Here is a 20,327-nt window from a genome sequence, read left to right as displayed (position 1 = left end):
TTAAATCCGATTTATTTTCTAGCTAAAGATTGAGGTTGGTATCATTCTTTATATTCATGCTCCCGCATATATTTCTTAACTCGTTCTAAATCTTCGTTCATTTTAGTACGATTATATGTAACATTTTCTGGTAAATGGTCAAAAAATCCGATTTTCTCCATATCATAATCAGGTAGTTCATCAAATCTATCGACATCGGCAAAATATACTCTTCCATTATTATGACTGTAATAGTCCCAAAGTGGTGTAATGATAAAGTTAATCGCACCTGTTTCTTCATATAACTCCCGTTTGGCTGCTGTAAGAGGATCCTCACCCTCTTCTACATGCCCTCCTGGAAACTCCCACTTTTGACGTTTTTTATGGAAGCATAGAACCCACTTACCTTTGTGTTTTGCAAATATTTGAACAAAACGGATCTCATCGACTTTACCTACAGGATAATTCATTCAAATACCCCCTTCTTTTTACTTATTACTCGTCACTTTTGAACAATCAAAATTATTTTTCATTGATATTTGGATTGGATTCTACATTTAACCAATGTTCATACTCCAAATCACTAAACAAATAAACTCTTTTTAAAATTTCGAGCTAATTGAATGCCATCTATTATTTCCAAAATGTTTATTCCCATCCGTTATTAGTGGGGGATACATATTTCACCGCCTCCAGAATTAACATGTTTTATTTTGCTTGTTCAACATAATGAATTTTGTGTAAAGAGATATTATAGCGAAATTTTCAAAGAGTAAAAATTTTTTGTCTTTATTATAAATTGTACATAGTTTCTTGTCCATATAAAAAGACAAAAAATATGTACAAAATCAAAAGTATGTATTGTAAAATCAATATTATTATACCTTCAATTTGTTGTACAAACTTTTATGTCCTTTTACATATACTCTTTAGCAAGCGTTGGGACATAATTCAAACTTTTTTCATTAAAATCATTGAAAAGTTTGGATTATAAAAAGGTTTGGATAAGGGAAATCGAGTGTTTTTTCAAGGTGGTCAAGTCCAATCTGCGACTAGCGAGTTTCAATGTCGCAGCTGCACATACTACGATTGTGTTTCTACGATATATGATGTTGTCACTTAGTGGCCGGGAAGAAGAGGATCCCAAGACCATTGGTCAGCCATTCTCTTTGTGCTGCAATGAAATGGAAGATATTCGTTTTGCACAGGCACTGATGACTATTTTGGAAATCTCCTACTTAATGCTGGGGCAGCATGATAATAGAATTGAACCTATCCCTTTCATACCAAGCGTTAAGGCTTATTTAGCATGTCCGAAACTCGAGTACATAATATTTAGAACTTCGTTTGCACAAATAGCCCACACTCTATGTGAAATTCAATAGCGAGCTTACAAACAATCTAAATCTATTGGGTTTATGTTACAAATGCGGGTTTAGCTCCACCGTCTTTAGAGGGTATCAGTTTTTAGCCTTTCCCTTATATGTCCATGCTTTAGTAAGATTGACGAATATATTTTAAACATGCTCTGTTATACAAAAGATGTTTGTGAATGCAAATAAAAAATAAGACTGTAAAATTTATAGGAGTAATTTTTCAATAATTCAATGTATTCAGGTCAGAAAAAGGTTTTTCTCGAAAAAATAACCCAATCAAGATGATCAATGATAACCTGAAGGTTCTTACACCAGGAAGGAGATCAGATCACAGATAGGGTTACATGCTTAGAAAAAGCCGCGGGGCTCTTTGCATTTCCGAGATAAAAGGTTTAATAGACTGGCAAAGGACTGCCTCTACCCTCTTATTTTTTAGTGTATAAGTGGGAAAGCAGTTCTCTGTTTTTTGCATCAAATTTCGCGTTGTGAGAAGATATATAAATCTCTGCATATGCATCTGGCTTAAGATACAGCTTTGCTTGGTTTACTGCATTCGCTGCATCATTGTATGCACCAGCAATTAATCGCACCTTTCCATCGAATGAAAGAATATCACCAGCAGCATATAAACCAGCTATGTTCGTTTCGGCTTTACCAGATCCTTTCACGAAAAAATCGCGTTCCAATTCTATTTGTAATGGACTTTCTTTAATAAATTTCAGTTCTCTGTCATACCCATAATTAATGATTAAGTCATCCACTTCAAACCGAACCTCTTCACCGGTTTTTTGATTTCTCGTCAACACCTCTTTGACACGATGACCGTCCTCGTCAGCAATTAGCTTTTCTATCTTTGTATTTTTATAGATGCTGGCAGAGGAGGCTTCTAGATGAGCGATGTGTGCTTCCATCGCTTTGAATTCCTCACCACGATAAATCAATGATACTTTTTCGGCGATGGGTTCCAGTTCATTGGCCCAGTCGATGGCTGTATCTCCCCCACCAGAAACGACTATTTTCTTGTCTTTAAATGCCTCAAGACTTTGAACCGTATAATGAAGATTACTTACTTCAAAACGGTCAGCTCCTTCTATATCTAATTTAATTGGTTCAAAGATCCCTCCGCCAGTTGCCAAGATAACTGTTTTGCTTACGTATTCATGTCCTGTATGGGTTGTTACCACAAAGAGCTCATCTTGATTCTTTTCAAGCTTTTCCACTTTTTCATTTAAAATAATGTCCGGATCAAATGTACGCGCTTGCTCTTCCATTTGCTCTATCAATTGAGCACCGGTAATCGGTGTTATACCTCCTACATCCCAAATCATTTTTTCGGGATAGACATGAACCTTGCCCCCAAGCTTAGGTTTAAATTCGATAATACGGGCGGATAAATCTCGCATTCCACAATAGAAAGCTGCATATAATCCTGCCGAGCCACCACCAATAATTGTTACATCTTTGCATTCTGTCGTCATTTAACACCCCTCCTTAAGTTAAAATTTCTAGTCTCCTTAGCATCTTCTCTTTTTATATGTTTTAAATTTAGTAAGTGGGTTCAAGAGTAGTTCACATGATGCCGTCCAATAGGTATCACAGAAGGTGATCCTGAAACTGGGTCCTCTATCACCTGGCAAGCTAAACCAAAGATCTCCTTAATCAATGTACTTGTAATAACTTCAGATGGCTTACCTTCTGCCATTAATTTTCCATTATGCATCGCAAAAATATTGTGTGCATAACGTGCAGATAAATTAATATCATGAAGAACCATCACAATCGTTGTTCCGTATTTTTGATTAAGATCAGTAAGTAAATCTAAAATTTCAACTTGATACGTAATATCTAAAAAGGTTGTAGGCTCATCGAGAAATAGGATATCTGTTTGCTGGGCCAGAGCCATTGCAATCCAGACCCGTTGCCTTTGTCCACCTGAAAGTTCATCTATATGATAATTGGCAAGTTCTGTTATATTCATAATATCCATTGCCTCAGCTACTGCTTCATAATCCTTCTTTGACCATCCGCTGAGTAAGGATTGATGAGGAAATCTCCCTCTTCCAACTAAATCCGCAACCGAGATTCCCTCTGGAACAATGGGAGATTGTGGTAAAAGTCCTAGTGTTCGAGCTAATTTTTTAGATGGTATTTTTTCAATTGACTTTCCATCCAGTACAATATTTCCTGAAGTAGGTTTTAATAGCCTGGCCATCGTTTTAAGGAGGGTAGACTTACCGCATGCATTTGGTCCAATAATGACACTTATTTTATTATTAGGAATAACAAGACTCACTTTATGAATAATCGTTTTATGATCGTATCCAGCTACTACTTGCTCCACTTCAAAATGATGTTCCGGTTTCATTATAATTCTCCCCTTCGATTCATTCGAATCAGTAAGTAAATCAAGTATGGTGCTCCAATGATTCCTGTTATGACGCCGACCGGAAATCTGACATTAAAGGCAAATTGTCCAATTAGATCTGCTGCCAAAACTAGATTCGCACCTACTAGACCTGCAGGAATGATCGTTGAAAATCCTGCCCCTACTAGTCTTTTCGCAATGGGTCCCGCAAGGAAAGAAATAAATGCAATGGGTCCCGTTGTAGAGGTTGCCAAAGAAATCATGACAACAGAACTCAAAACAAGCAACATTCTTGTCATGTCTGTGTTCACCCCAAGAGAAACGGCCGATTGCTCTCCAAGTTCTAGTACGCTTAAATGTTTGGTTAAAAGAATAACAATAGGAACCAAGATGAGAACAGATATAATCAAAGGTGGCAACTCATGCATTTGTGAACCGTTAAGGCTACCGTTCAGCCATCTAAGTGCGGCAGGAAGATTTTGTTCAGCACTAACGAGCAACAGATAAGATATAAGAGCATCAAACATTGCTTGAACACCAATGCCAATTAGGATTAACCTGCCAATTGAAAAACCTCTTACTCTTGATAACCCATAAATCACAATAACAGTAATGAGACCTGCAACTAATGATGCAACAGAAATAACAGCATTACTTGCCTGCAAGATAACGATGCAAAACACTGCCGCCGCACTGGAACCGCCGGTGATACCAAGTACATTTGGATTCGCTAATGGATTACGAAACAATGTTTGAAAAATCGTCCCGGCAATACCAAATGCAAGGCCAGCAAAAAAACCTGCTACCATTCTCGGCAATCGTATAACATTCACTGCAAAAGAAACGCCTTGAATTTGTTCCCCCATAAGTGTCCGATAAACTTCTTTTATTGGATAAATCGTATTCCCAAGTAATAGCATAAGAAGACATAGAACGCCTGCTAAGACAGTGAGAAGAGTTGTCACGACCATCCAACGCCGCCGTCTTTGCTGTCTGCCTTCCATAATATATGCGATAGAATCATTTCTCATAATGAACTCACTTTCGATCTAATAGCTAGTGTAATTAATAACGGTGCCCCTATAAATGCTGTTACGACACCAACTTCTAACTCTCCAGGACTGCCAACAAGCCTGCCGACTACATCTGACAATGTTAAGATAATTGCTCCGGAGATAGCTGACATGGGTATCACAAATCGCAAATCGGGTCCGAGAACAAGGCGCATGACATGCGTTGATAATAGTCCGATAAAGCCAATTGGACCTGCTAGAGCAGTAGCTGCTCCACATAAAAGAACAGCACCAAGAGAGGAAATAAACCGGAGAATTCCTGTTCGAACGCCTAAACCAGTTGCAGCTTCGTCCCCTAATGCCATTGCATTTAGTGCTGGAGCAGTAAATATGGCAATCAATACACCAGTGACCAGGAATGGGACAAATGTAATGATACTATCCCATGTTCCTGATCCGACACTTCCTACTTGCCAGAACCGAAATTGATCCATAGTGTGAGAACGCGGAATCAGAATTGCGGTGACAAAGGAAGAAAGCGCAGCACTGATAGCTGTTCCTGCCAGAACAAGCTTAATGGGAGTAGCCCCATTACGTCCCATCGAGCCAATTCCAAAAACAATAACGGTTGTAATTGCAGCACCAACTAAAGCAAGCCAAATATATTGACTGGCACTACTAATATGGAAAAAAGCAATGCCAATTACAACGAATAATGACGCTCCGGTATTTACTCCAAGTATACTCGGATCAGCAAGCGGGTTACGGGTTACGGATTGCATAAGCGCTCCCGAAACCCCAAGTGCTACGCCGCATAATAGACTAAAGACAGTTCGGGAAATTCTCTTGCGAACAATATTAGCATCATATGAGTCTATGCTTGGATGAAATAATCCATTGATTACCTCATCAAGTCCAACTATTTTTGAGCCAAACACAAATGAAGCAACGACACTCACAGCAAGTAAGATCAAGCCAACCACCAGAACAAGTACAAAATATTTCGGAATATGCGGGTTTGGCTGTTGTACTTTTGTACCTGAAAATCTATTCATTTATATTTTCAATAGCTCCTCCAATTAATTCCAAGTATTCATCAATTGTATACGTGATCGAAAGTGGAGTTGGTGTTCCCGCAGCCACTAAAGGCGTATCGCTATCAATAAATGCAACAGAACTTCTTTCAATTGCCGGAATTTTACCAATCAATGGATCCTCTTGAAGCGTTTTTAACAATTCGTCATTCCCATAACCGACAATGATATCTGCATCATTTAGCGCTCCAGCATTTTCAGCACTTAGATTCAAGGAATAACTGTCTGGATCATCGAGCATTTCCGTTATACTTTCCGGGTATTCCAATCCTAATTCATATAAAAAAGCGCCGCGAGAGTCTGTTGGTGTGTATATATGCAATTGAGATGTATCTTCAGCTGAGAAGTTAACCCATACCACTTTTTTTCCTTCAATTTCTGGATAGCTCTCTAACTTCTCAGCAATTGTATCTTCTACATCTTTAATAAGCTGTTCTCCCTCTGCTTCTATTCCCATCCCTTTTGCATTATAAAGTACTTGCTCACGCCATGTTGTCGTCCATGGAGAAGCTGGATATGCCACAACTGGTGCAATTTCATTTAGTAAATCGTAATCTTCCTGTGTAATACCAGAGTAAGCTGCAAGAATAACATCTGGCTGCGCATCTGAAATTGCCTCAAAATCAAGACCATCCGTATCCTGGAATACATTTGGATCTGTGACATCAAGTTCTTCAAGTTTTTCCTTAGTCCAAGGCAAAAGTCCACTGTCATCTTGAACGCCAAAATTTGCTTCCGAAAATCCTACAGGGACAACTCCAAGGGCAAGCGCCACATCTTGGTTCCCCCATTGAATGGTAACCACTCGTTCAGGTTTACTTTTAATTTCCGTTTTTCCAAGGGCATGTTCTATGACGATCGGATATTCCGTTGCATCTTCAGAATCAGTACCAGAAGAATCTGTTTGTTCTGCCTTTTTGTCTTCAGTAGAGCTTTCTTTGGATGCCGAATCTGAGGAACATCCAACAAGGCCAAGCATAATCACAAATAACATAAGTAATGTTCCTAATTGAACTTTTTGTTGTAATTTCATTAATATATCCTTCTTCCTTCGTAATAATATGTATCTATCACACAACTAATTATCTTATTGTAAAGTTTCCATTCCCCTTTCCAATTAAATTAATTAATTAAAATATCAAGAATTGGCAATATTTCAAACAAATTCTCTTAAGCTATTACAGCTAAAGTAGAATTACCTTGATAATGATTCTCATTATCAAGGTAATTCTATCCTCAAACTAATATATTGTCAATATAATTATATCCAATTGACGTTTTATAGAGGTTTATATATTCCTTTATGCATAGGACTAGGAGCAGATTATTCCCCTTGCATTTCTTTTACTAACCATCTAATTTTGATAAAGTTTGATTATTTCATCTAACTTATGATATATTCGACTATATAATCAAACTTCTCTATATTGGGATAAAAAAAGGAGTTGTTTTGTTCATGTCAAATGAAGTCTCTGTCTTCATCATGGATATAAGTAATTCGTCTAAAAAAAATAGCGGGAATGTATTAAGTGAATATCTGGAGCAATTAAAAAGTCACATTATTGAGTGGACACAAAATACAGCTGTGACGAAGGTTAGTCACCGTGCCGGCGATGAATTGGTGGTTATAAGCAGCGGCTATGCATCGGCATATGCACTTGCTTTCTATATAAGCCAGATTTGGAAATTCACAAATCATAAACCTTATTTCGGATTATCATTCGGCGATATCCAAGAGGATGTAAGCGAAATAAACATAGAAACTTGGATTCATCCATTAATGAAACAAGCAAGAAATGCCAATGATTACCTGAAAAAACAACAGAACAGATCGCTATTTCACTTTACATTATTAGATTTTTCAGATGAACGAGGTTTCACCGCTTTCAACAAACAGTTTGAGACACTAATCAATACGATTTTAATTCTTAAACAGGAACACATGGACGAGCAAACCGAAATACAATCCCTCGTCTGTTCTTTGTATATCATGCTCGGACAACAAAATAAAGTAAGTCAATACCTCGAAAGAACAACAGCTACGATATCTCATCATATGAAACAGGGTAAAACGCAAGTCATTTTACATGCTTTTTATGATATTGTAAAGGTGCTGGATTCATTGGGAGCGCAAGATAAGCATCAACTAACAGATAAACTGCAAACAAACATTAAACAACATGTCAGGAATCATCTAAACGATTATTTTCCTAAAGAAAGGAAATTACAATGACTGTATTATTGCTACTTCTCGCACATTTAATCGCTGACTTTTGGCTGCAATCAGACCAGATGGTGGAAAACAAAATAAAATATCTGAAAAAGCACTTACTTCACCATCTACTGACAACAGGACTCGCACTTGCGGTTATCTGGGGGTATCAATACGAATTTCAACATATAATCTACTACTTTATTCTGCCCTTAGCTTTTATTATGCTCACACACCTTTTGATTGATTTATCAAAGATAAAATTAGTAGATTCCATGCCAAAAAGCGCAACCGATAATATGAAACGGCTTGGATACTTTCTATTAGATCAAGTATTACATGTTATTATGATACTACTAACCTCTATCCTCTTCTTTTCTATGAAAGTGGCAGAAATGACAGCGAGTTTTTTAGACTTATATGGGACAAGTAGTTTAAGCACGTTCAACACAGCATTATCTTTGATCATCATTTATATTTTAGCAACAAGTGTCAGCGGCCATATCGTAAAATATATCATCGGTTCCTTGCCATCCGAGTTTGCAAACTTTGAAGGTGAACTGACATTGAACAATCAAATTAAGGCAAGACAAGAAAAAAACCACCTAACAACAGAAAGTAGTTTCACGGAGAAATATCATTATCTTACCTACTCCACCCCACTTCGTTCACGCGGAAAATTGATCGGCTATATAGAAAGATTGCTTGTTATTATCCTTACAGTAATTGGCGCATATCCATCGATTGCATTTATTATCGCCGCCAAATCAATTGCACGCTTCAAACAGTTGGATGATCGCAACTGGTCGGAATATTTCTTATTAGGAACACTAACTTCTATTTTTCTAGGATTAGTGCTTGGGCTTGTTGTACAGGGAATCATTATGTAAAAGACAAGGAGAAAAAAGCAGGTAAATCAAATTGGAATAGTAGCTAATCGACATTCCAATATTTCTGTTAGATATTTATAGAATCTACAAAAGCCATCCCTTCTCAATAAGGGAATGGCTCCTATAATTATTTGTGCTTTTTATTAAATCATCTAAACTTCTGACAATAGCATCATTATCAACATCAGAAAATAACTCTTCTTTAGCAGACTGCCTAAATGTGATTTTTCCTGACTCATTGTTGTCTGCCAAAATATATAAGATACTTATTGAGGGTTTTTTATCCTTTAGGTATATTTCCATTTGGACATTCATGAACATTTCTTCCGTTTTCCATATAAACAATTGATGAATTAAATGCTTGTGCTTTAATGGTAGCTACTTCACCTAAAAACGGCCTCATTTTATTTAGATTACTAGGACAGATTTACCTGGGGGATTCCATTCCATGCAGGGTACTTACTTGGTATTAACAGAATTTTAAATAAAAATTTGCAATCCGTGTACTTCCATAACCAATGATAGCTCCGGCAATGGGGAGTTTTATTGGAGGTAATCCTCACTTTACTTTTTTCAGCCCCCTGCGGCATAAAAAGTAAATCAACAGTAAAACAATTGTTGGGATATTTTGGGCAATAAACATATAAATCTTCATACTTAATGACATATCAGAAAAGAAATCTGATTTTAAAAACATATATATGCAATAACCCAAGGCTACTAACGGGAAAAGAAGCCCCATTAATCGATTCTTTCTTGTCGATAAGTAAAATTGTATCCCTAAAATCAAAATCCCGCCAACAAAGATAAGCAGCAGTTCAAATAGACTTAAATGCATAACCTTTACCTCTTTCATATAACAAATTTATCGCAGTGTAACTGGCTGTAAGGCTCCCACTTCAAGAAATGAAGGAAACTTTTTATTTCTAAATGGGAGGTCCAACAGCCAGTATCGGCCAGATTCGTTCAACTAACCTTCAGTGGGAGCTGAAAGACCCCCCACTGAAGGAAGTTTCAATTTATTGAACAATCTTGTAATAAACGCGTGCCGTTATCCGGTAAATAATCACGTAAACAATCAGGAAAAACAGAAAAGCGATAAGTACGCTTATTGGAAATAAATTTACCTGATTGATCATAACCAGAATCATCAATTTTCTCATTAGGAGGAAAATCGCTAAGATATGAATTCCTGTTACTATAACAGGAAGAAAAAAGACGGTTAAAATCTGAGATTTAATGGCTTTTTTAATTTCCGTTTGATTAAGTCCGATTTTTTGCAAGATGGAAAATCGCTCTTTATCATCATAAGCCTCCGAAGTCTGTTTATAGTAAATAATCAGTACTGTCATTAACAACAGTAAGACTGCTAAATTCAAGACGATGAACAAAACACCACTCCTGAGGGCTTGTAAGTCACTTGCTGCTTCTGTTCGGCTATCTACGACAACAATGTCCATATCTGCATTTTCCATGTTGAATCGCAGCTGCTCTCCAAACGCTATTTCCTGCTGTTCATTTACACCCTGTTCCAAGCTGATTTGTGTAGACACGTTCGTACTTGCAGCATAGTCCTCCAATATTTCTTTTTGCTGCTGTTCTAACTGACGAAGGGTTTCTAGGTCTTCAACGATAATGTAATAGGTATCGCTAATCAAACTTGTCGTTTCACTGTCTAAAGAGAATTCTTCCATATCTTCCATGACATTGACGGAAAATTGATAATCCATCAGCGCAAGGGTATCCTTTGTATATTCGTCATCTGTGCCATGCACATATATTTCATTTTCATCAAGCGATATATTATCTCCGGTTAACTGATTATAACTTTCCTGATCGGTCAAATATAAACTGACCGGACTCTGTTTTGCTAACATCGAATAGGCATCTTTTGTAACTTCAAACCCATCGTTCGTAGCTAGTGTCACTAAATTAAGATAGGTATAAGAGGATGAACCGGTAACTGTATTATTGGTCTCAGAAGCTGTTTGATCAATTAGCTCACTTAATTTTACTTTTACTTCTTCATCTGTATTCTCCGATAATCTTACCTCTGAAATCACATTCCCTGCATATTGTGAATCAGCATCATTGCCAGATATAATATATAAGGAGACAGCAATAGAAAGTAACAGAATCACACCGACAGATAAAATGGTAATATTGCCAAGACCTACCGCATTCTTTTTCATCCGGTAAAGCATACCGGAAACAGGGATAAAATGGTTGGTCTGATAGTAATAGTTTTTATTACTTTTTAAGATTTTGAGTACGGCAATACTTCCAGTAGTAAATAATAAGTAAGTACCTGCTATAATTACTATTGCTGCAAGGAAAGCATAGGGCATACCACTAATAGGAGATTGTAATGTTAACGCAATATAGTATCCCCATCCTGTTAATAGAACACCGAGGATCGAAAGAAACCATTTTGTTTTTGGTTCTTTTTCACCAACATTTCCGCTTTTTAAAAGATCGATCGGATTTGCTAAGCGAATTTGATAGACATTCCCCAATAAAATCAACATAAAAATGATGAAAAAGAAACTCAGTGTCCATATAACTGCTCCGGAAGAAAACTCAAATCCAAGAGCTACAGAAGCACCCATCATTTGGCGAATCAATAATACACAAACTTTATTAAGGATCGTGCCTGCGACGAACCCGACTACCATGCTAAATACAGCAATATAAAGGGATTCGTAAGCAAGCATTTTCGTGATATGTTTTTTATCCATACCTAAAATATTGTATACACCAAATTCTCTTTTTCTATTTTTCATTAAGAAGCTGTTCATATAAAATAGAAAAATAGTAGAGAATAATATCAATACAAAATATCCCATAGAAAGAATTGTTTTTAAGTTCTCCCCGCCAGGAATTTCCGAAAGTCCCGGGTTGGTGGATAATGCTTGGATAATATACGTCATCATAATCGTACTAATACAGGAAACGATAAATGGAAAATACATTTTCCAGTTTTTGCGAATACTATCTGCCGCCATTTTTAAATAAAAGCCATTACGCATCTCCATCTTCTCCTGCCGCTAATATTGAAAGTGTATGAGAAATCTTTTGAAACATTTCCTCATTTGTCATTTGTCCTTTATATAACTCATGAAATACATTTCCATCTTTTATAAATAATACTCGTTTGGAGTGACTTGCCGCTCTGATACTATGGGTTACCATTAGAATCGTTTGTCCTTCTGCATTAATTTGGCCAAAGTGATGTAAAAGATCATCAGATGATTTTGAATCCAACGCCCCAGTAGGCTCATCTGCCAATATTAATTCCGGATCAGCAATCAGCGCTCTAGCAACTGCTGCTCTTTGCTTTTGCCCGCCGGATATCTCATAGGGGAATTTGGTCAATATATGCTCAATACCAAGTTTCTTCGCTATCGGTATTAGTTTCCGTTTCATTTCGTTATGTTTTTTTCCTGATAAAACTAAGGGAACAAAGATATTATCCTCAATAGAAAAAGTATCTAACAGATTAAAATCCTGAAAAACAAATCCCAAATTATTGCGCCGGAATGCAGAAATTTCTTTTTCAGCTATCTGAACAATATCCTTATTATTCAGTAATACATTCCCACGTGTAGGCTTATCCAATGCAGCCAGAATATTTAGCAATGTTGTTTTACCAGAGCCTGATTCTCCCATAATCGCTATATAATCTCCTGAATCTACGCTGAATGAGACATCAGATAATGCTTCTACTTGATTTCCTCCAAACCTTGTTGTATAGACTTTCATTAAATGTTGAACCTGTAAAAGTGCCATAATAGTCTCCTTTCTTTTGACAATTGTCTTATCGCTACTTAATACAATAGCAAAAAGGAGAAATGCCATTCCACAGTTCTATCTGACATTTCTCCTTTGTTTCTAACAATTTTGTTAGATTAGCTATTCTGTTGTCATTTGTTTTTGATCAAACACGATAGAAACCTTCGTTCCTTGTTTAGGTTCCGATTCAATTTTTATTTTATGTCCCAATTTCGCTAAGATTTGCTTGGAAAGGTGAAGTCCAATCCCACTAGCGCTCTTATGCTGGCGACCTGTGAACCCTGTAAAATTTCTTTCGCCCACACGGGGAATATCTTCGGGTTGAATGCCTATGCCCGTATCCTCTATCACTATAGCGCTTTCTTCAAAATAAATGGAGATTGAACCTTCGTTTGTATATTTTAACGCATTGGATAAAAGTTGTTCCAACACAAAACTCAGCCATTTTGAATCAGTAATTATACGTTGATCTATCTCATCATATCGAACTGGCAGTTTTTTCCGAATAAAGATAGAAGCGTATTTTTTGATTGTCTCGCGAACAACCGTATCCAAGTCCACCTTTTGAAAATGATAATCTGTTGATTGGCTTCCTAATCGCACATACTGTAATATTAATTCTACATATTGTTCGATTTTGAATAACTGCTCTCCCATTTCCTCAGACACTTCATTATCTTCATCCTCAAGAATTAAATGAAGTGCTGAAATTGGTATCTTTATTTGATGTACCCACATAGTGAAATAATCTAAAATCTCTTGTTCATTCTGTGTTTTTACATTTTCCAGCTGAGAAAGTGCTATACTCAATTTTTCCAGTAATACTTGATAATCGCTTTCTATTAAATTGCTCGGTGAGGGTAATTGGTTTATCTCAACATGTGCTTGGCTTTGATGAGACTTTAACTCCTTATGGCTGCTATAATAGTTATAAAAATGAAAACTGCCGGCAGTAATCCCAATAAATCCGCATACTGCCAGCCACAGAATAGAGCGTTCTAACGGCACCTGATACAAATAACCAATAACTATATTTATCAAGCCAAACAAAATCCATAATGCAATCGGTATTTTATAGTTATTCAAATACGTTAAAAAGATTTTCATATTATCCCTCGATGATATATCCTTCGCCTTTTTTTGTTTTAATAAAATTCTCCAATCCCATTTGATCCAATTTTCTTCTCAAACGGTTTACATTGGTGTATAGAGCACTATCATCTACAAAGCTATCTGATTCCCATAAAGTCATCATTAACTTCTCCCTCTTGATGATTTTCCCTCTATTTTCTATGAGTTTTTGAAAGACTTTTGCTTCATTTTTGGTTAATTCCTCTGTTTTACCCTCAAAAGAAAGGGTAAAATTATTTACATTAAAAATTAGACCTTGATGCTCCATTAAATTGCTGCCACCACTAAAATCATACGTCCTCCGCAGAATAGCATGTATTTTGGCCATCAGCACTTCCCAATCAAAAGGTTTAGTTATATAATCATCTGCCCCCATTTCAACAGCTCGGACAATATTTAAATTATCGGAGGCGGAAGAAATAAAGATAATAGGGATTTTCGATACCTTTCGTATCTCCCCACACCAGTAATAGCCATTAAAAAACGGAAGTGAAATATCCATGAGCACCAATTGCGGATCAAAGGCAATAATTTCTGAAAAAACATTTTGAAAGTCCTCTACCACAGAGCCTTCATAACCCCATTTTTCTATGTGTTCTTTTATTTTTTTGGCAATAACAGCATCATCTTCTACGATAAATATTTTCATCTTACCAATCCCTTCTAAATTAGCGTCCACTCGTTTTCACTTTCGTAATACTAGAAGAACAAGTAAGCATTTTATCTCTATTCATAACAAAATTAGTAACTGCCCCTCTACATTATCAAAAACTGCGACAAAACCAGTAAAATTTAGAAACTCTATCTTACCATGAAGTTAGTTTTTTAGCCCTTCGCTAAAAGCTCTTTGGAACTTCGGACCATAACCAAGGGTTTTCTAAACTAGAATAAATCCAACTGAAAATAAAGTCCAGTTGGATCGGATAAAATGAATTATAATTTAGTCTTTTCTTCATTGGTAATAAAGGACATCCTTTTTGGCCAATTATGATAACTTGCTTCGAGGATGAACGGATCCTGTTAATTGTAAATTATTTTGACTAACGTTTTGTATCCTTGTGTAGTAGAATAATCCCAACTATATCTGACTAAATGATTTCAAGCATCCTGCCGTTTAGCAATTATAATGGATATTATCAGAAATATAAGTGGCCAGCCAAGCACAACCATCCATGCTTCAATTGCTGGAGGTGCTCCTTCCGGTGGTGTTGGAAACCAAAGCGTGGCACTGGCGGTATCAGGAAGATAAAATGAAAAAGGCTGTCCAACTATTAAAGGGCTGATGATAAACAGATACAGAAATAATCCCCCTATGATTGGAATCGATCTTTGAACTAGAGTACCGATCGCCGAACTAAGAATTGTCATCAACAAGAGATAAATTGCTGCGTTAAGGATCATACGGATGGTCAACCACATATCGAAAACTGTATTAGTATTGCCGAGCAAAATATAAGTAACTGTAATAGTTGTAACGCAAACTAATAGAGCACTTACGAACGTTATTGGGATTAATGCCACTGTGGCCGCAAGCCGCTGTTCGATCCGATTAGGTATTGCTAAAAAAGTGGTACGAATTTGTCCGCCGATATATTCGGAACAGGATGCAATGACTCCAAAAATAAAAAAACCGGCTTGTATATACGAGATTGGCGTCATTCCTAAAATAACAGCGTCTGTTGCTTCTCCACTAATACTGCCGCGTGAACTCAAAGTAAATATACAGGCAAAGACTATGGTGATTCCCAGTGCTCCAATAAGTACAAGCCAGAGGAATGGCAAGGACCACAGTTTTGACATTTCAGCAGATACGGAATGTGAAAAAGTCCGAGTTGATTCCATTTTTTTCACTGTTTTCATCATCCTACATCCCTTCGTGAGAAGGCAAGTCCTGCCAAGATAAGTAGTAAAAGTACCCAAGCAGCCATGACCATTCCACCTGCAAGTGGAGTAAGCTCTATTCCCGTATCTACTCCTCGAAAAAACATTTTTTGTCCCGCCATATCAGGTAGATATGTAGCTAGCGAATTCATCTGGGTCAGTATATAAGTGAGCGTTATTGCGGATGAATTGACGACCATCACAGCGATAGGAATAATGGCATTGCGAGTCAGTACTGTTAATCCAAATGTCAATAGAGCCATAAGAATCCAATAAATAACGACACCAACCATGCGAATAAACATATCTCCATTGAATATCAAGGTTCCGGGTTCACTAATGAACTGAATCGTAGTAAATACACTGATTATAGCAAAAAATGCTAAAACTGCCGTTATAATAGCCGTTGCACCCACTTTTGCAGTCAACAGGCGGATGCGGGATGGGACAGCAATTAAGGAGGTCGTAATTTGCCGTCCGCTGGCTGCGTCCTCGCCTTCTGTCACAAATTCACTTCCAATCGCCATGCCGCCAAGGACAATAGCTCCCAGTACACCAACGGATAATTCAGCAAACCCTATATCAATCGTTGCTGCATTGGAGCCATTACTATATGCAATCAATGCAATCCCATTTGGTACAATAAGTCCAGCTATAAAAGCGAACCAAATAAATGGAAGGGAAACAAGTTTAGATACTTCTGATATGAATACTTTCATCTCAGATCCCTGTCATTTTGAGAAGTAAGGGCAAAGAAAGCTTCTTCCAGGGTAAAGTATCCATTCATTACTTCCTCCAAGGTTCCACTCGCTACAATACTTCCCTTATTGATAATCACCACATCATCTACTATTTCTGCTAGTTCACCCATTAAATGACTAGATAATAATACGGTGTTTCCAGCATCTGCACGTTCACGTAAAAACATTCTAATCCATCGTATCCCTTCTGGATCAAGCCCGTTCACTGGTTCATCCAGAATTAATATCTTTGGGTCACCAAGTAGAGCCGCAGCTATCCCAAGCCGTTGACTCATGCCAAGTGAATATTTGCCAATACGCATAGACGCAGCTTTTGTAATATCCACCACTTCTAATACTTCATCTACTTTTGATGTTGGAAATCCAGCGGAACGAGCAACCCAACGCAGATGTGCCCTCCCCGTTCGAGTGCGATTTGCACCCGCTCCGCCCAAAGCAGCTCCTACCGTCGTAAGTGGATGAGGGAGTTCACGATACGCCACGCCATTCACCTGTGCACATCCCGATGTTGCTTGATCAAGACCTAAAAGGATACGGAGTGTGGAGCTTTTCCCGGCACCATTTGGACCCAAAAAGCCCGTCACTCTACCTGGATGAGCTTTAAAACTGATATTCGATAATACTTCTTGAGAACCGTACCGTTTGACTAAGTTATTAATCGTAAGCATGCATAACACTACCTTTCTTTTTGGTTATGGCTTCTACTATAACGAAGTCAGGTAAAATCTAGGTGTGTTTTTGGGTAAATTCTAGGTAAAAATATGATCAACTTCTATCTATTTTCACGATAGTGCCTTGGTTAGAAGAAGAAAAATGTGCTTGCAGCTTCATTTTTTTCAACATATAGTTTGTAATGGATAAACCAATCCCTGCCCCTCGATCATATGAAGATTCCTCCATACCGGGTCCATTATCAGCGATAACAATCTGTTCTTTTGTTACATTCATCGCAATTTTTGCATATTTCCCTTTTGCTGCGTGACGTAGAATATTTTGAAATAAATTATCAAGTATCCGCGTCATCCATTCTGGGTCTACTTCCCAGTAAAAAGTCGTATCCTCTGGCAAATCCACATCAAAGTGAATTTGTTCCTTGTCAAATACGGGATACCAAGCTACAACAGAAGCCCTCACCAAACGAAGCATATCTGTTGAAATAGGATTATATGGGTATTTCCCAGAGGTCAACAAAGTATATGACAACAAGTCCTCCATTAAATCACTGACTCGTGTAATCGTATGGTCAATTTCATTTAAAGACACAGAGCCTTTTACACTAAGGGATTCATGTTCTAATTCGGAAACATGTCCACGCATAATCGTTAGCGGTGTACGTAAATCATGGGATAAATTCGCTATCAGCCAACGTTTGAGAGCTTCTTCTTCTATTTCTCGTTTCCGGCTTTCTTCTAACTGTTCGATCATCCGATTAAAGGAAGCTTTGAGTTGATCAATCTCATCCATTCGATCTGTCCGAACAACGACAGGCTTCGGAAACGGGTGCTTCCCTTCTGGAATCTCCATTGCTTTTTTTAGTCTGCTAATTCGCTTATGAAGGTAGAAAAAGAAAATCCATGAAATGAAAATAATGATAGTGATGAGAAAAATAATAAAATAGATGAACTGGTAATACTGTTGAAGGAGACTGATATCTCCCTCATTGATAGCAGGGAGCATACTGATAACTACGATAAGTAACGAAACGGATAATAGAATGAGGAACAAAAACTGAACGAGTAAATATCGACGAAAGAATGAAACTGTTTTTCTCATCGCTTCAACCTATAACCTATACCCTTAAAGGTTTCAATAATTTCGGGATTATCAGGATTCTGCTCCAATTTCTTGCGAAGATGACCAATATGCATGAATAACGTCTTATCTCCATGAATATAAGGTTCATCCCAAACCGCTTCAAAAATTTTTTCTTTCGGAAGAATTTGATTGGCGTTTTCTAATAAATACAAAAGAATTCGGTGCTCTTTACCAGTCAGTATGATTTCTCCTCTTGTATGTTTATCAATTACAGTTTGGGCGCTCAAATCCACCTCGATATGCTCACCTAGTTGAATACGTGCACGTGTTTCTGAAGCGTGATGCCGGCGAATTAATACTTCTAATCTAGCAATCAGCTCATCTGAATGGAACGGTTTTGTGACATAATCATCCGCAAATTGTAATCCATCCAGCTTATCATGGATGGCGGTTCTGGCTGATAACAGTAATATCGGTATCATTGGTGACACCTCTTTCAGTCGTCTTCCAACCGTAAACCCATCTAATCCTGGGAGCATAATATCCAAGATAACAACGTCATGATGAAGCACTTCTTTTTCTGCCCCTTCCCCAGAAAGCAGCCATTGTACTGAAAAACCTCGTTGTTCGAGTTTTTCTTTCACCAAATTTCCTATTTCTATATTATCTTCAATACATAATACGCTTTTTTTCAAGTAGCAACCTTCTCTCTATACTTCAAAATTATCTAAAATTATAACATAGCAATCTGATTTTCCAGAAAAAGAATTATGAAAATATTAATCAAAATTCCCTAAATTTAAAAGCCAAAAAGAGTCTGTATAAGTTTAGATCATAGACACGATCTCATGTATCTTCATCCGCACCTCAATAGATGTTTCTATGTTCAACACGAAGATTTCGTATAGGCAGGCTTACCATATAGCTTTCATACTATTGGATCAACATTTTATCCTCCAAAGGTGGACAATGTTTTCCCTTTTCATATCCTTCAACTAGATTTTAAGCGAAAAATCGCCGATGCGAAATGAAGGCATAAAAGCGAGCCAATCAAGATCATGAAGCATTGTTGGAAAAATAATAGTAAGAATTAATAATACACCTGATACATGTAAAATAAATCTCAAGAAAACATAGGATATTTTGTGAATCATTCTCTTCAATACAGTGTATAATTCATTTTTCAAAAAAAATATCACCGCTTTAACACCCCTTTTACATACCCACGATGATATAAGTTTACTTTGAGTATTCCTAAAGAACAATGAACAGATTATTCAATAATGTACATTGTTTTTTTAGCATATTCTGTTTAGACTTAAAAATTGAAGAACATTTAAACATGATGCTCTAGGAAAATAGATAATGATATATTCATTTGAAAGGGGTTTTTTATCGATGATTAGATTATGTAATGATGAAGATAAGGAAGCAATCTATCACATTATTAATGATGCTGCCCAAGCATATAAAGGGATCATTCCTGAGGACAGATATCATGAACCCTATATGACAATGGAAGAATTGAGCCTTGAAATGACTGATGGGGTTGTGTTTTGGGGGATGGAAGAAGATAACATATTGCTAGGAGTGATGGGAGTTCAGGATAAAGGTGACGTATCTTTAATCAGACATGCCTATGTTAGAACAAATCAAAGGAACAGTGGAATAGGAGGACGGCTTTTGTCTCATTTGTTAGGGTTAACAGATAAGCCGGTTCTAATTGGAACATGGGAAGCGGCCGAATGGGCGATAAGATTTTATAGAAAGAATGGATTTGAACTTGTTTCCAATGAAAAAAAAGGCAAGTTATTAAATAAGTATTGGAATGTGCCAGAAAGACAAGTTGAGACATCCGTTGCTTTAAGCAATGATAAAAGATTTTTATAGCAAATGATTATAAGACGCGAGTCAGACGTCATGACCTGTTTACATTTACGTTTAAAGATAAAAAAACCCAACTGAAATTAAAAACAGTTGGGTTCCATCATTGCGAGTAAGCGCCGTATAACACTCTTGCTTTCCCAAGAATGACCATGACCGGTGTGAGTAGAGATAGAATTTAGTCCCTTCTTTTC

At 37.1% G+C, this 20,327-nt stretch carries 20 protein-coding genes and 1 pseudogene; 4 read left to right on the top strand and 17 right to left on the bottom strand.

Going from position 1 to position 20,327, the window contains the following annotated elements:
• Positions 1-41 precede the first annotated feature (41 nt).
• Positions 42-449 carry an NUDIX domain-containing protein gene (locus KI375_RS03875; protein WP_212972233.1) on the bottom strand — a complete coding sequence of 136 codons (408 nt, stop codon included), beginning with the start codon at positions 447-449 and terminating at the stop codon, positions 42-44.
• A 519-nt stretch (positions 450-968) separates the two neighbouring features.
• Between KI375_RS03875 and KI375_RS28115 the strand changes: the two are divergent.
• Positions 969-1,226, top strand: a pseudogene (locus KI375_RS28115) (IS4 family transposase); the annotation flags it as partial.
• A 554-nt stretch (positions 1,227-1,780) separates the two neighbouring features.
• Here KI375_RS28115 and KI375_RS03870 read toward each other — a convergent pair.
• The 5 genes from KI375_RS03870 to KI375_RS03850 all read right to left on the bottom strand — a co-directional run bounded on the left by KI375_RS03870 (position 1,781) and on the right by KI375_RS03850 (position 6,860).
• The gene (locus KI375_RS03870) at positions 1,781-2,833 is read right to left on the bottom strand and encodes an NAD(P)/FAD-dependent oxidoreductase (protein ID WP_212972232.1); all 1,053 of its coding nucleotides are present in this window, start codon (positions 2,831-2,833) and stop codon (positions 1,781-1,783) included.
• 80 nt (positions 2,834-2,913) lie between these two features.
• A complete protein-coding gene (locus tag KI375_RS03865) occupies positions 2,914-3,720 on the bottom strand; it encodes an ABC transporter ATP-binding protein (RefSeq protein WP_212972231.1) in 807 nt (268 codons plus the stop codon).
• Positions 3,720-4,751, bottom strand: coding sequence for a FecCD family ABC transporter permease (locus KI375_RS03860; RefSeq protein WP_212972230.1), 1,032 nt, complete (start codon positions 4,749-4,751; stop codon positions 3,720-3,722). Before KI375_RS03860 ends, KI375_RS03865 begins: the two co-directional genes overlap by 1 nt.
• Complete coding sequence (locus KI375_RS03855; protein WP_212972229.1) at positions 4,748-5,788, bottom strand: FecCD family ABC transporter permease; 1,041 nt, start codon at positions 5,786-5,788, stop codon at positions 4,748-4,750. The genes KI375_RS03860 and KI375_RS03855 overlap by 4 nt, the downstream gene beginning before the upstream one ends.
• Positions 5,781-6,860, bottom strand: coding sequence for an iron-siderophore ABC transporter substrate-binding protein (locus KI375_RS03850; RefSeq protein ID WP_212972228.1), 1,080 nt, complete (start codon positions 6,858-6,860; stop codon positions 5,781-5,783). The genes KI375_RS03855 and KI375_RS03850 overlap by 8 nt, the downstream gene beginning before the upstream one ends.
• Positions 6,861-7,283: 423 nt before the next feature.
• Here KI375_RS03850 and KI375_RS03845 point away from each other — a divergent pair, with 423 nt between their 5' ends.
• Together KI375_RS03845 and KI375_RS03840 are read left to right on the top strand one after the other, a co-directional pair.
• Positions 7,284-8,060: a hypothetical protein gene (locus KI375_RS03845; RefSeq protein WP_212972227.1), complete on the top strand. Its 777-nt coding sequence runs from the start codon at positions 7,284-7,286 to the stop codon at positions 8,058-8,060.
• Positions 8,057-8,929, top strand: coding sequence for a DUF3307 domain-containing protein (locus tag KI375_RS03840; RefSeq protein ID WP_212972226.1), 873 nt, complete (start codon positions 8,057-8,059; stop codon positions 8,927-8,929). The genes KI375_RS03845 and KI375_RS03840 overlap by 4 nt, the downstream gene beginning before the upstream one ends.
• 84 nt (positions 8,930-9,013) lie before the next feature.
• On the opposite strand, the gene KI375_RS03835 is transcribed toward KI375_RS03840, so the two are convergent.
• The 11 genes from KI375_RS03835 to KI375_RS03785 form a co-directional block, all read right to left on the bottom strand.
• Positions 9,014-9,244: a hypothetical protein gene (locus KI375_RS03835; RefSeq protein ID WP_212972225.1), complete on the bottom strand. Its 231-nt coding sequence runs from the start codon at positions 9,242-9,244 to the stop codon at positions 9,014-9,016.
• Between the two features lie 244 nt (positions 9,245-9,488).
• Entirely contained in the window at positions 9,489-9,767 is a 279-nt protein-coding gene (locus tag KI375_RS03830; protein ID WP_212972224.1) for a hypothetical protein, read from the bottom strand.
• A gap of 181 nt (positions 9,768-9,948) precedes the next feature.
• On the bottom strand, positions 9,949-11,958 hold the full coding sequence (locus KI375_RS03825; protein WP_212972223.1) for an ABC transporter permease: 2,010 nt from the start codon (positions 11,956-11,958) through the stop codon (positions 9,949-9,951).
• Positions 11,951-12,718: an ABC transporter ATP-binding protein gene (locus KI375_RS03820; RefSeq protein WP_212972222.1), complete on the bottom strand. Its 768-nt coding sequence runs from the start codon at positions 12,716-12,718 to the stop codon at positions 11,951-11,953. Before KI375_RS03820 ends, KI375_RS03825 begins: the two co-directional genes overlap by 8 nt.
• 123 nt (positions 12,719-12,841) lie before the next feature.
• Complete coding sequence (locus KI375_RS03815) at positions 12,842-13,828, bottom strand: sensor histidine kinase (protein WP_212972221.1); 987 nt, start codon at positions 13,826-13,828, stop codon at positions 12,842-12,844.
• A gap of 1 nt (position 13,829) precedes the next feature.
• The gene (locus tag KI375_RS03810; protein WP_212972220.1) at positions 13,830-14,501 is read right to left on the bottom strand and encodes a response regulator transcription factor; all 672 of its coding nucleotides are present in this window, start codon (positions 14,499-14,501) and stop codon (positions 13,830-13,832) included.
• Between the two features lie 449 nt (positions 14,502-14,950).
• On the bottom strand, positions 14,951-15,712 hold the full coding sequence (locus KI375_RS03805) for a hypothetical protein (RefSeq protein WP_212972219.1): 762 nt from the start codon (positions 15,710-15,712) through the stop codon (positions 14,951-14,953).
• The gene (locus KI375_RS03800; protein WP_212972218.1) at positions 15,712-16,452 is read right to left on the bottom strand and encodes an ABC transporter permease; all 741 of its coding nucleotides are present in this window, start codon (positions 16,450-16,452) and stop codon (positions 15,712-15,714) included. The genes KI375_RS03805 and KI375_RS03800 overlap by 1 nt, the downstream gene beginning before the upstream one ends.
• Positions 16,449-17,162, bottom strand: coding sequence for an ABC transporter ATP-binding protein (locus KI375_RS03795; protein WP_212972217.1), 714 nt, complete (start codon positions 17,160-17,162; stop codon positions 16,449-16,451). The genes KI375_RS03800 and KI375_RS03795 overlap by 4 nt, the downstream gene beginning before the upstream one ends.
• A gap of 97 nt (positions 17,163-17,259) precedes the next feature.
• Positions 17,260-18,267 carry a HAMP domain-containing sensor histidine kinase gene (locus KI375_RS03790; protein WP_212972216.1) on the bottom strand — a complete coding sequence of 336 codons (1,008 nt, stop codon included), beginning with the start codon at positions 18,265-18,267 and terminating at the stop codon, positions 17,260-17,262.
• Positions 18,264-18,944: a response regulator transcription factor gene (locus KI375_RS03785; protein ID WP_212972215.1), complete on the bottom strand. Its 681-nt coding sequence runs from the start codon at positions 18,942-18,944 to the stop codon at positions 18,264-18,266. The genes KI375_RS03790 and KI375_RS03785 overlap by 4 nt, the downstream gene beginning before the upstream one ends.
• Before the next feature lie 703 nt (positions 18,945-19,647).
• Here KI375_RS03785 and KI375_RS03780 point away from each other — a divergent pair.
• On the top strand, positions 19,648-20,139 hold the full coding sequence (locus tag KI375_RS03780; protein WP_212972214.1) for a GNAT family N-acetyltransferase: 492 nt from the start codon (positions 19,648-19,650) through the stop codon (positions 20,137-20,139).
• Positions 20,140-20,327 lie beyond the last annotated feature (188 nt).

It is taken from the genome of Bacillus sp. J14TS2, assembly GCF_018333015.1.
Classification (GTDB): Bacteria; Bacillota; Bacilli; order Bacillales; family Bacillaceae_C; genus Lederbergia.
Note: the sequence above shows the minus strand (reverse complement) of the source record. Positions and strands in the feature narration are given on the sequence as shown.

What these genes read in the sequence shown, in the direction of transcription:
- KI375_RS03875 (WP_212972233.1), bottom strand. Translation starts at nt 449, where the DNA reads ATGAATTATCCTGTAGGTAAAGTCGATGAGATCCGTTTTGTTCAAATA.
- KI375_RS03870 (WP_212972232.1), bottom strand. Translation starts at nt 2,833, where the DNA reads ATGACGACAGAATGCAAAGATGTAACAATTATTGGTGGTGGCTCGGCA.
- KI375_RS03865 (WP_212972231.1), bottom strand. Translation starts at nt 3,720, where the DNA reads ATGAAACCGGAACATCATTTTGAAGTGGAGCAAGTAGTAGCTGGATAC.
- KI375_RS03860 (WP_212972230.1), bottom strand. Translation starts at nt 4,751, where the DNA reads ATGAGAAATGATTCTATCGCATATATTATGGAAGGCAGACAGCAAAGA.
- KI375_RS03855 (WP_212972229.1), bottom strand. Translation starts at nt 5,788, where the DNA reads ATGAATAGATTTTCAGGTACAAAAGTACAACAGCCAAACCCGCATATT.
- KI375_RS03850 (WP_212972228.1), bottom strand. Translation starts at nt 6,860, where the DNA reads ATGAAATTACAACAAAAAGTTCAATTAGGAACATTACTTATGTTATTT.
- KI375_RS03845 (WP_212972227.1), top strand. Translation starts at nt 7,284, where the DNA reads ATGTCAAATGAAGTCTCTGTCTTCATCATGGATATAAGTAATTCGTCT.
- KI375_RS03840 (WP_212972226.1), top strand. Translation starts at nt 8,057, where the DNA reads ATGACTGTATTATTGCTACTTCTCGCACATTTAATCGCTGACTTTTGG.
- KI375_RS03835 (WP_212972225.1), bottom strand. Translation starts at nt 9,244, where the DNA reads ATGAATGTCCAAATGGAAATATACCTAAAGGATAAAAAACCCTCAATA.
- KI375_RS03830 (WP_212972224.1), bottom strand. Translation starts at nt 9,767, where the DNA reads ATGCATTTAAGTCTATTTGAACTGCTGCTTATCTTTGTTGGCGGGATT.
- KI375_RS03825 (WP_212972223.1), bottom strand. Translation starts at nt 11,958, where the DNA reads ATGCGTAATGGCTTTTATTTAAAAATGGCGGCAGATAGTATTCGCAAA.
- KI375_RS03820 (WP_212972222.1), bottom strand. Translation starts at nt 12,718, where the DNA reads ATGGCACTTTTACAGGTTCAACATTTAATGAAAGTCTATACAACAAGG.
- KI375_RS03815 (WP_212972221.1), bottom strand. Translation starts at nt 13,828, where the DNA reads ATGAAAATCTTTTTAACGTATTTGAATAACTATAAAATACCGATTGCA.
- KI375_RS03810 (WP_212972220.1), bottom strand. Translation starts at nt 14,501, where the DNA reads ATGAAAATATTTATCGTAGAAGATGATGCTGTTATTGCCAAAAAAATA.
- KI375_RS03805 (WP_212972219.1), bottom strand. Translation starts at nt 15,712, where the DNA reads ATGAAAACAGTGAAAAAAATGGAATCAACTCGGACTTTTTCACATTCC.
- KI375_RS03800 (WP_212972218.1), bottom strand. Translation starts at nt 16,452, where the DNA reads ATGAAAGTATTCATATCAGAAGTATCTAAACTTGTTTCCCTTCCATTT.
- KI375_RS03795 (WP_212972217.1), bottom strand. Translation starts at nt 17,162, where the DNA reads ATGCTTACGATTAATAACTTAGTCAAACGGTACGGTTCTCAAGAAGTA.
- KI375_RS03790 (WP_212972216.1), bottom strand. Translation starts at nt 18,267, where the DNA reads ATGAGAAAAACAGTTTCATTCTTTCGTCGATATTTACTCGTTCAGTTT.
- KI375_RS03780 (WP_212972214.1), top strand. Translation starts at nt 19,648, where the DNA reads ATGATTAGATTATGTAATGATGAAGATAAGGAAGCAATCTATCACATT.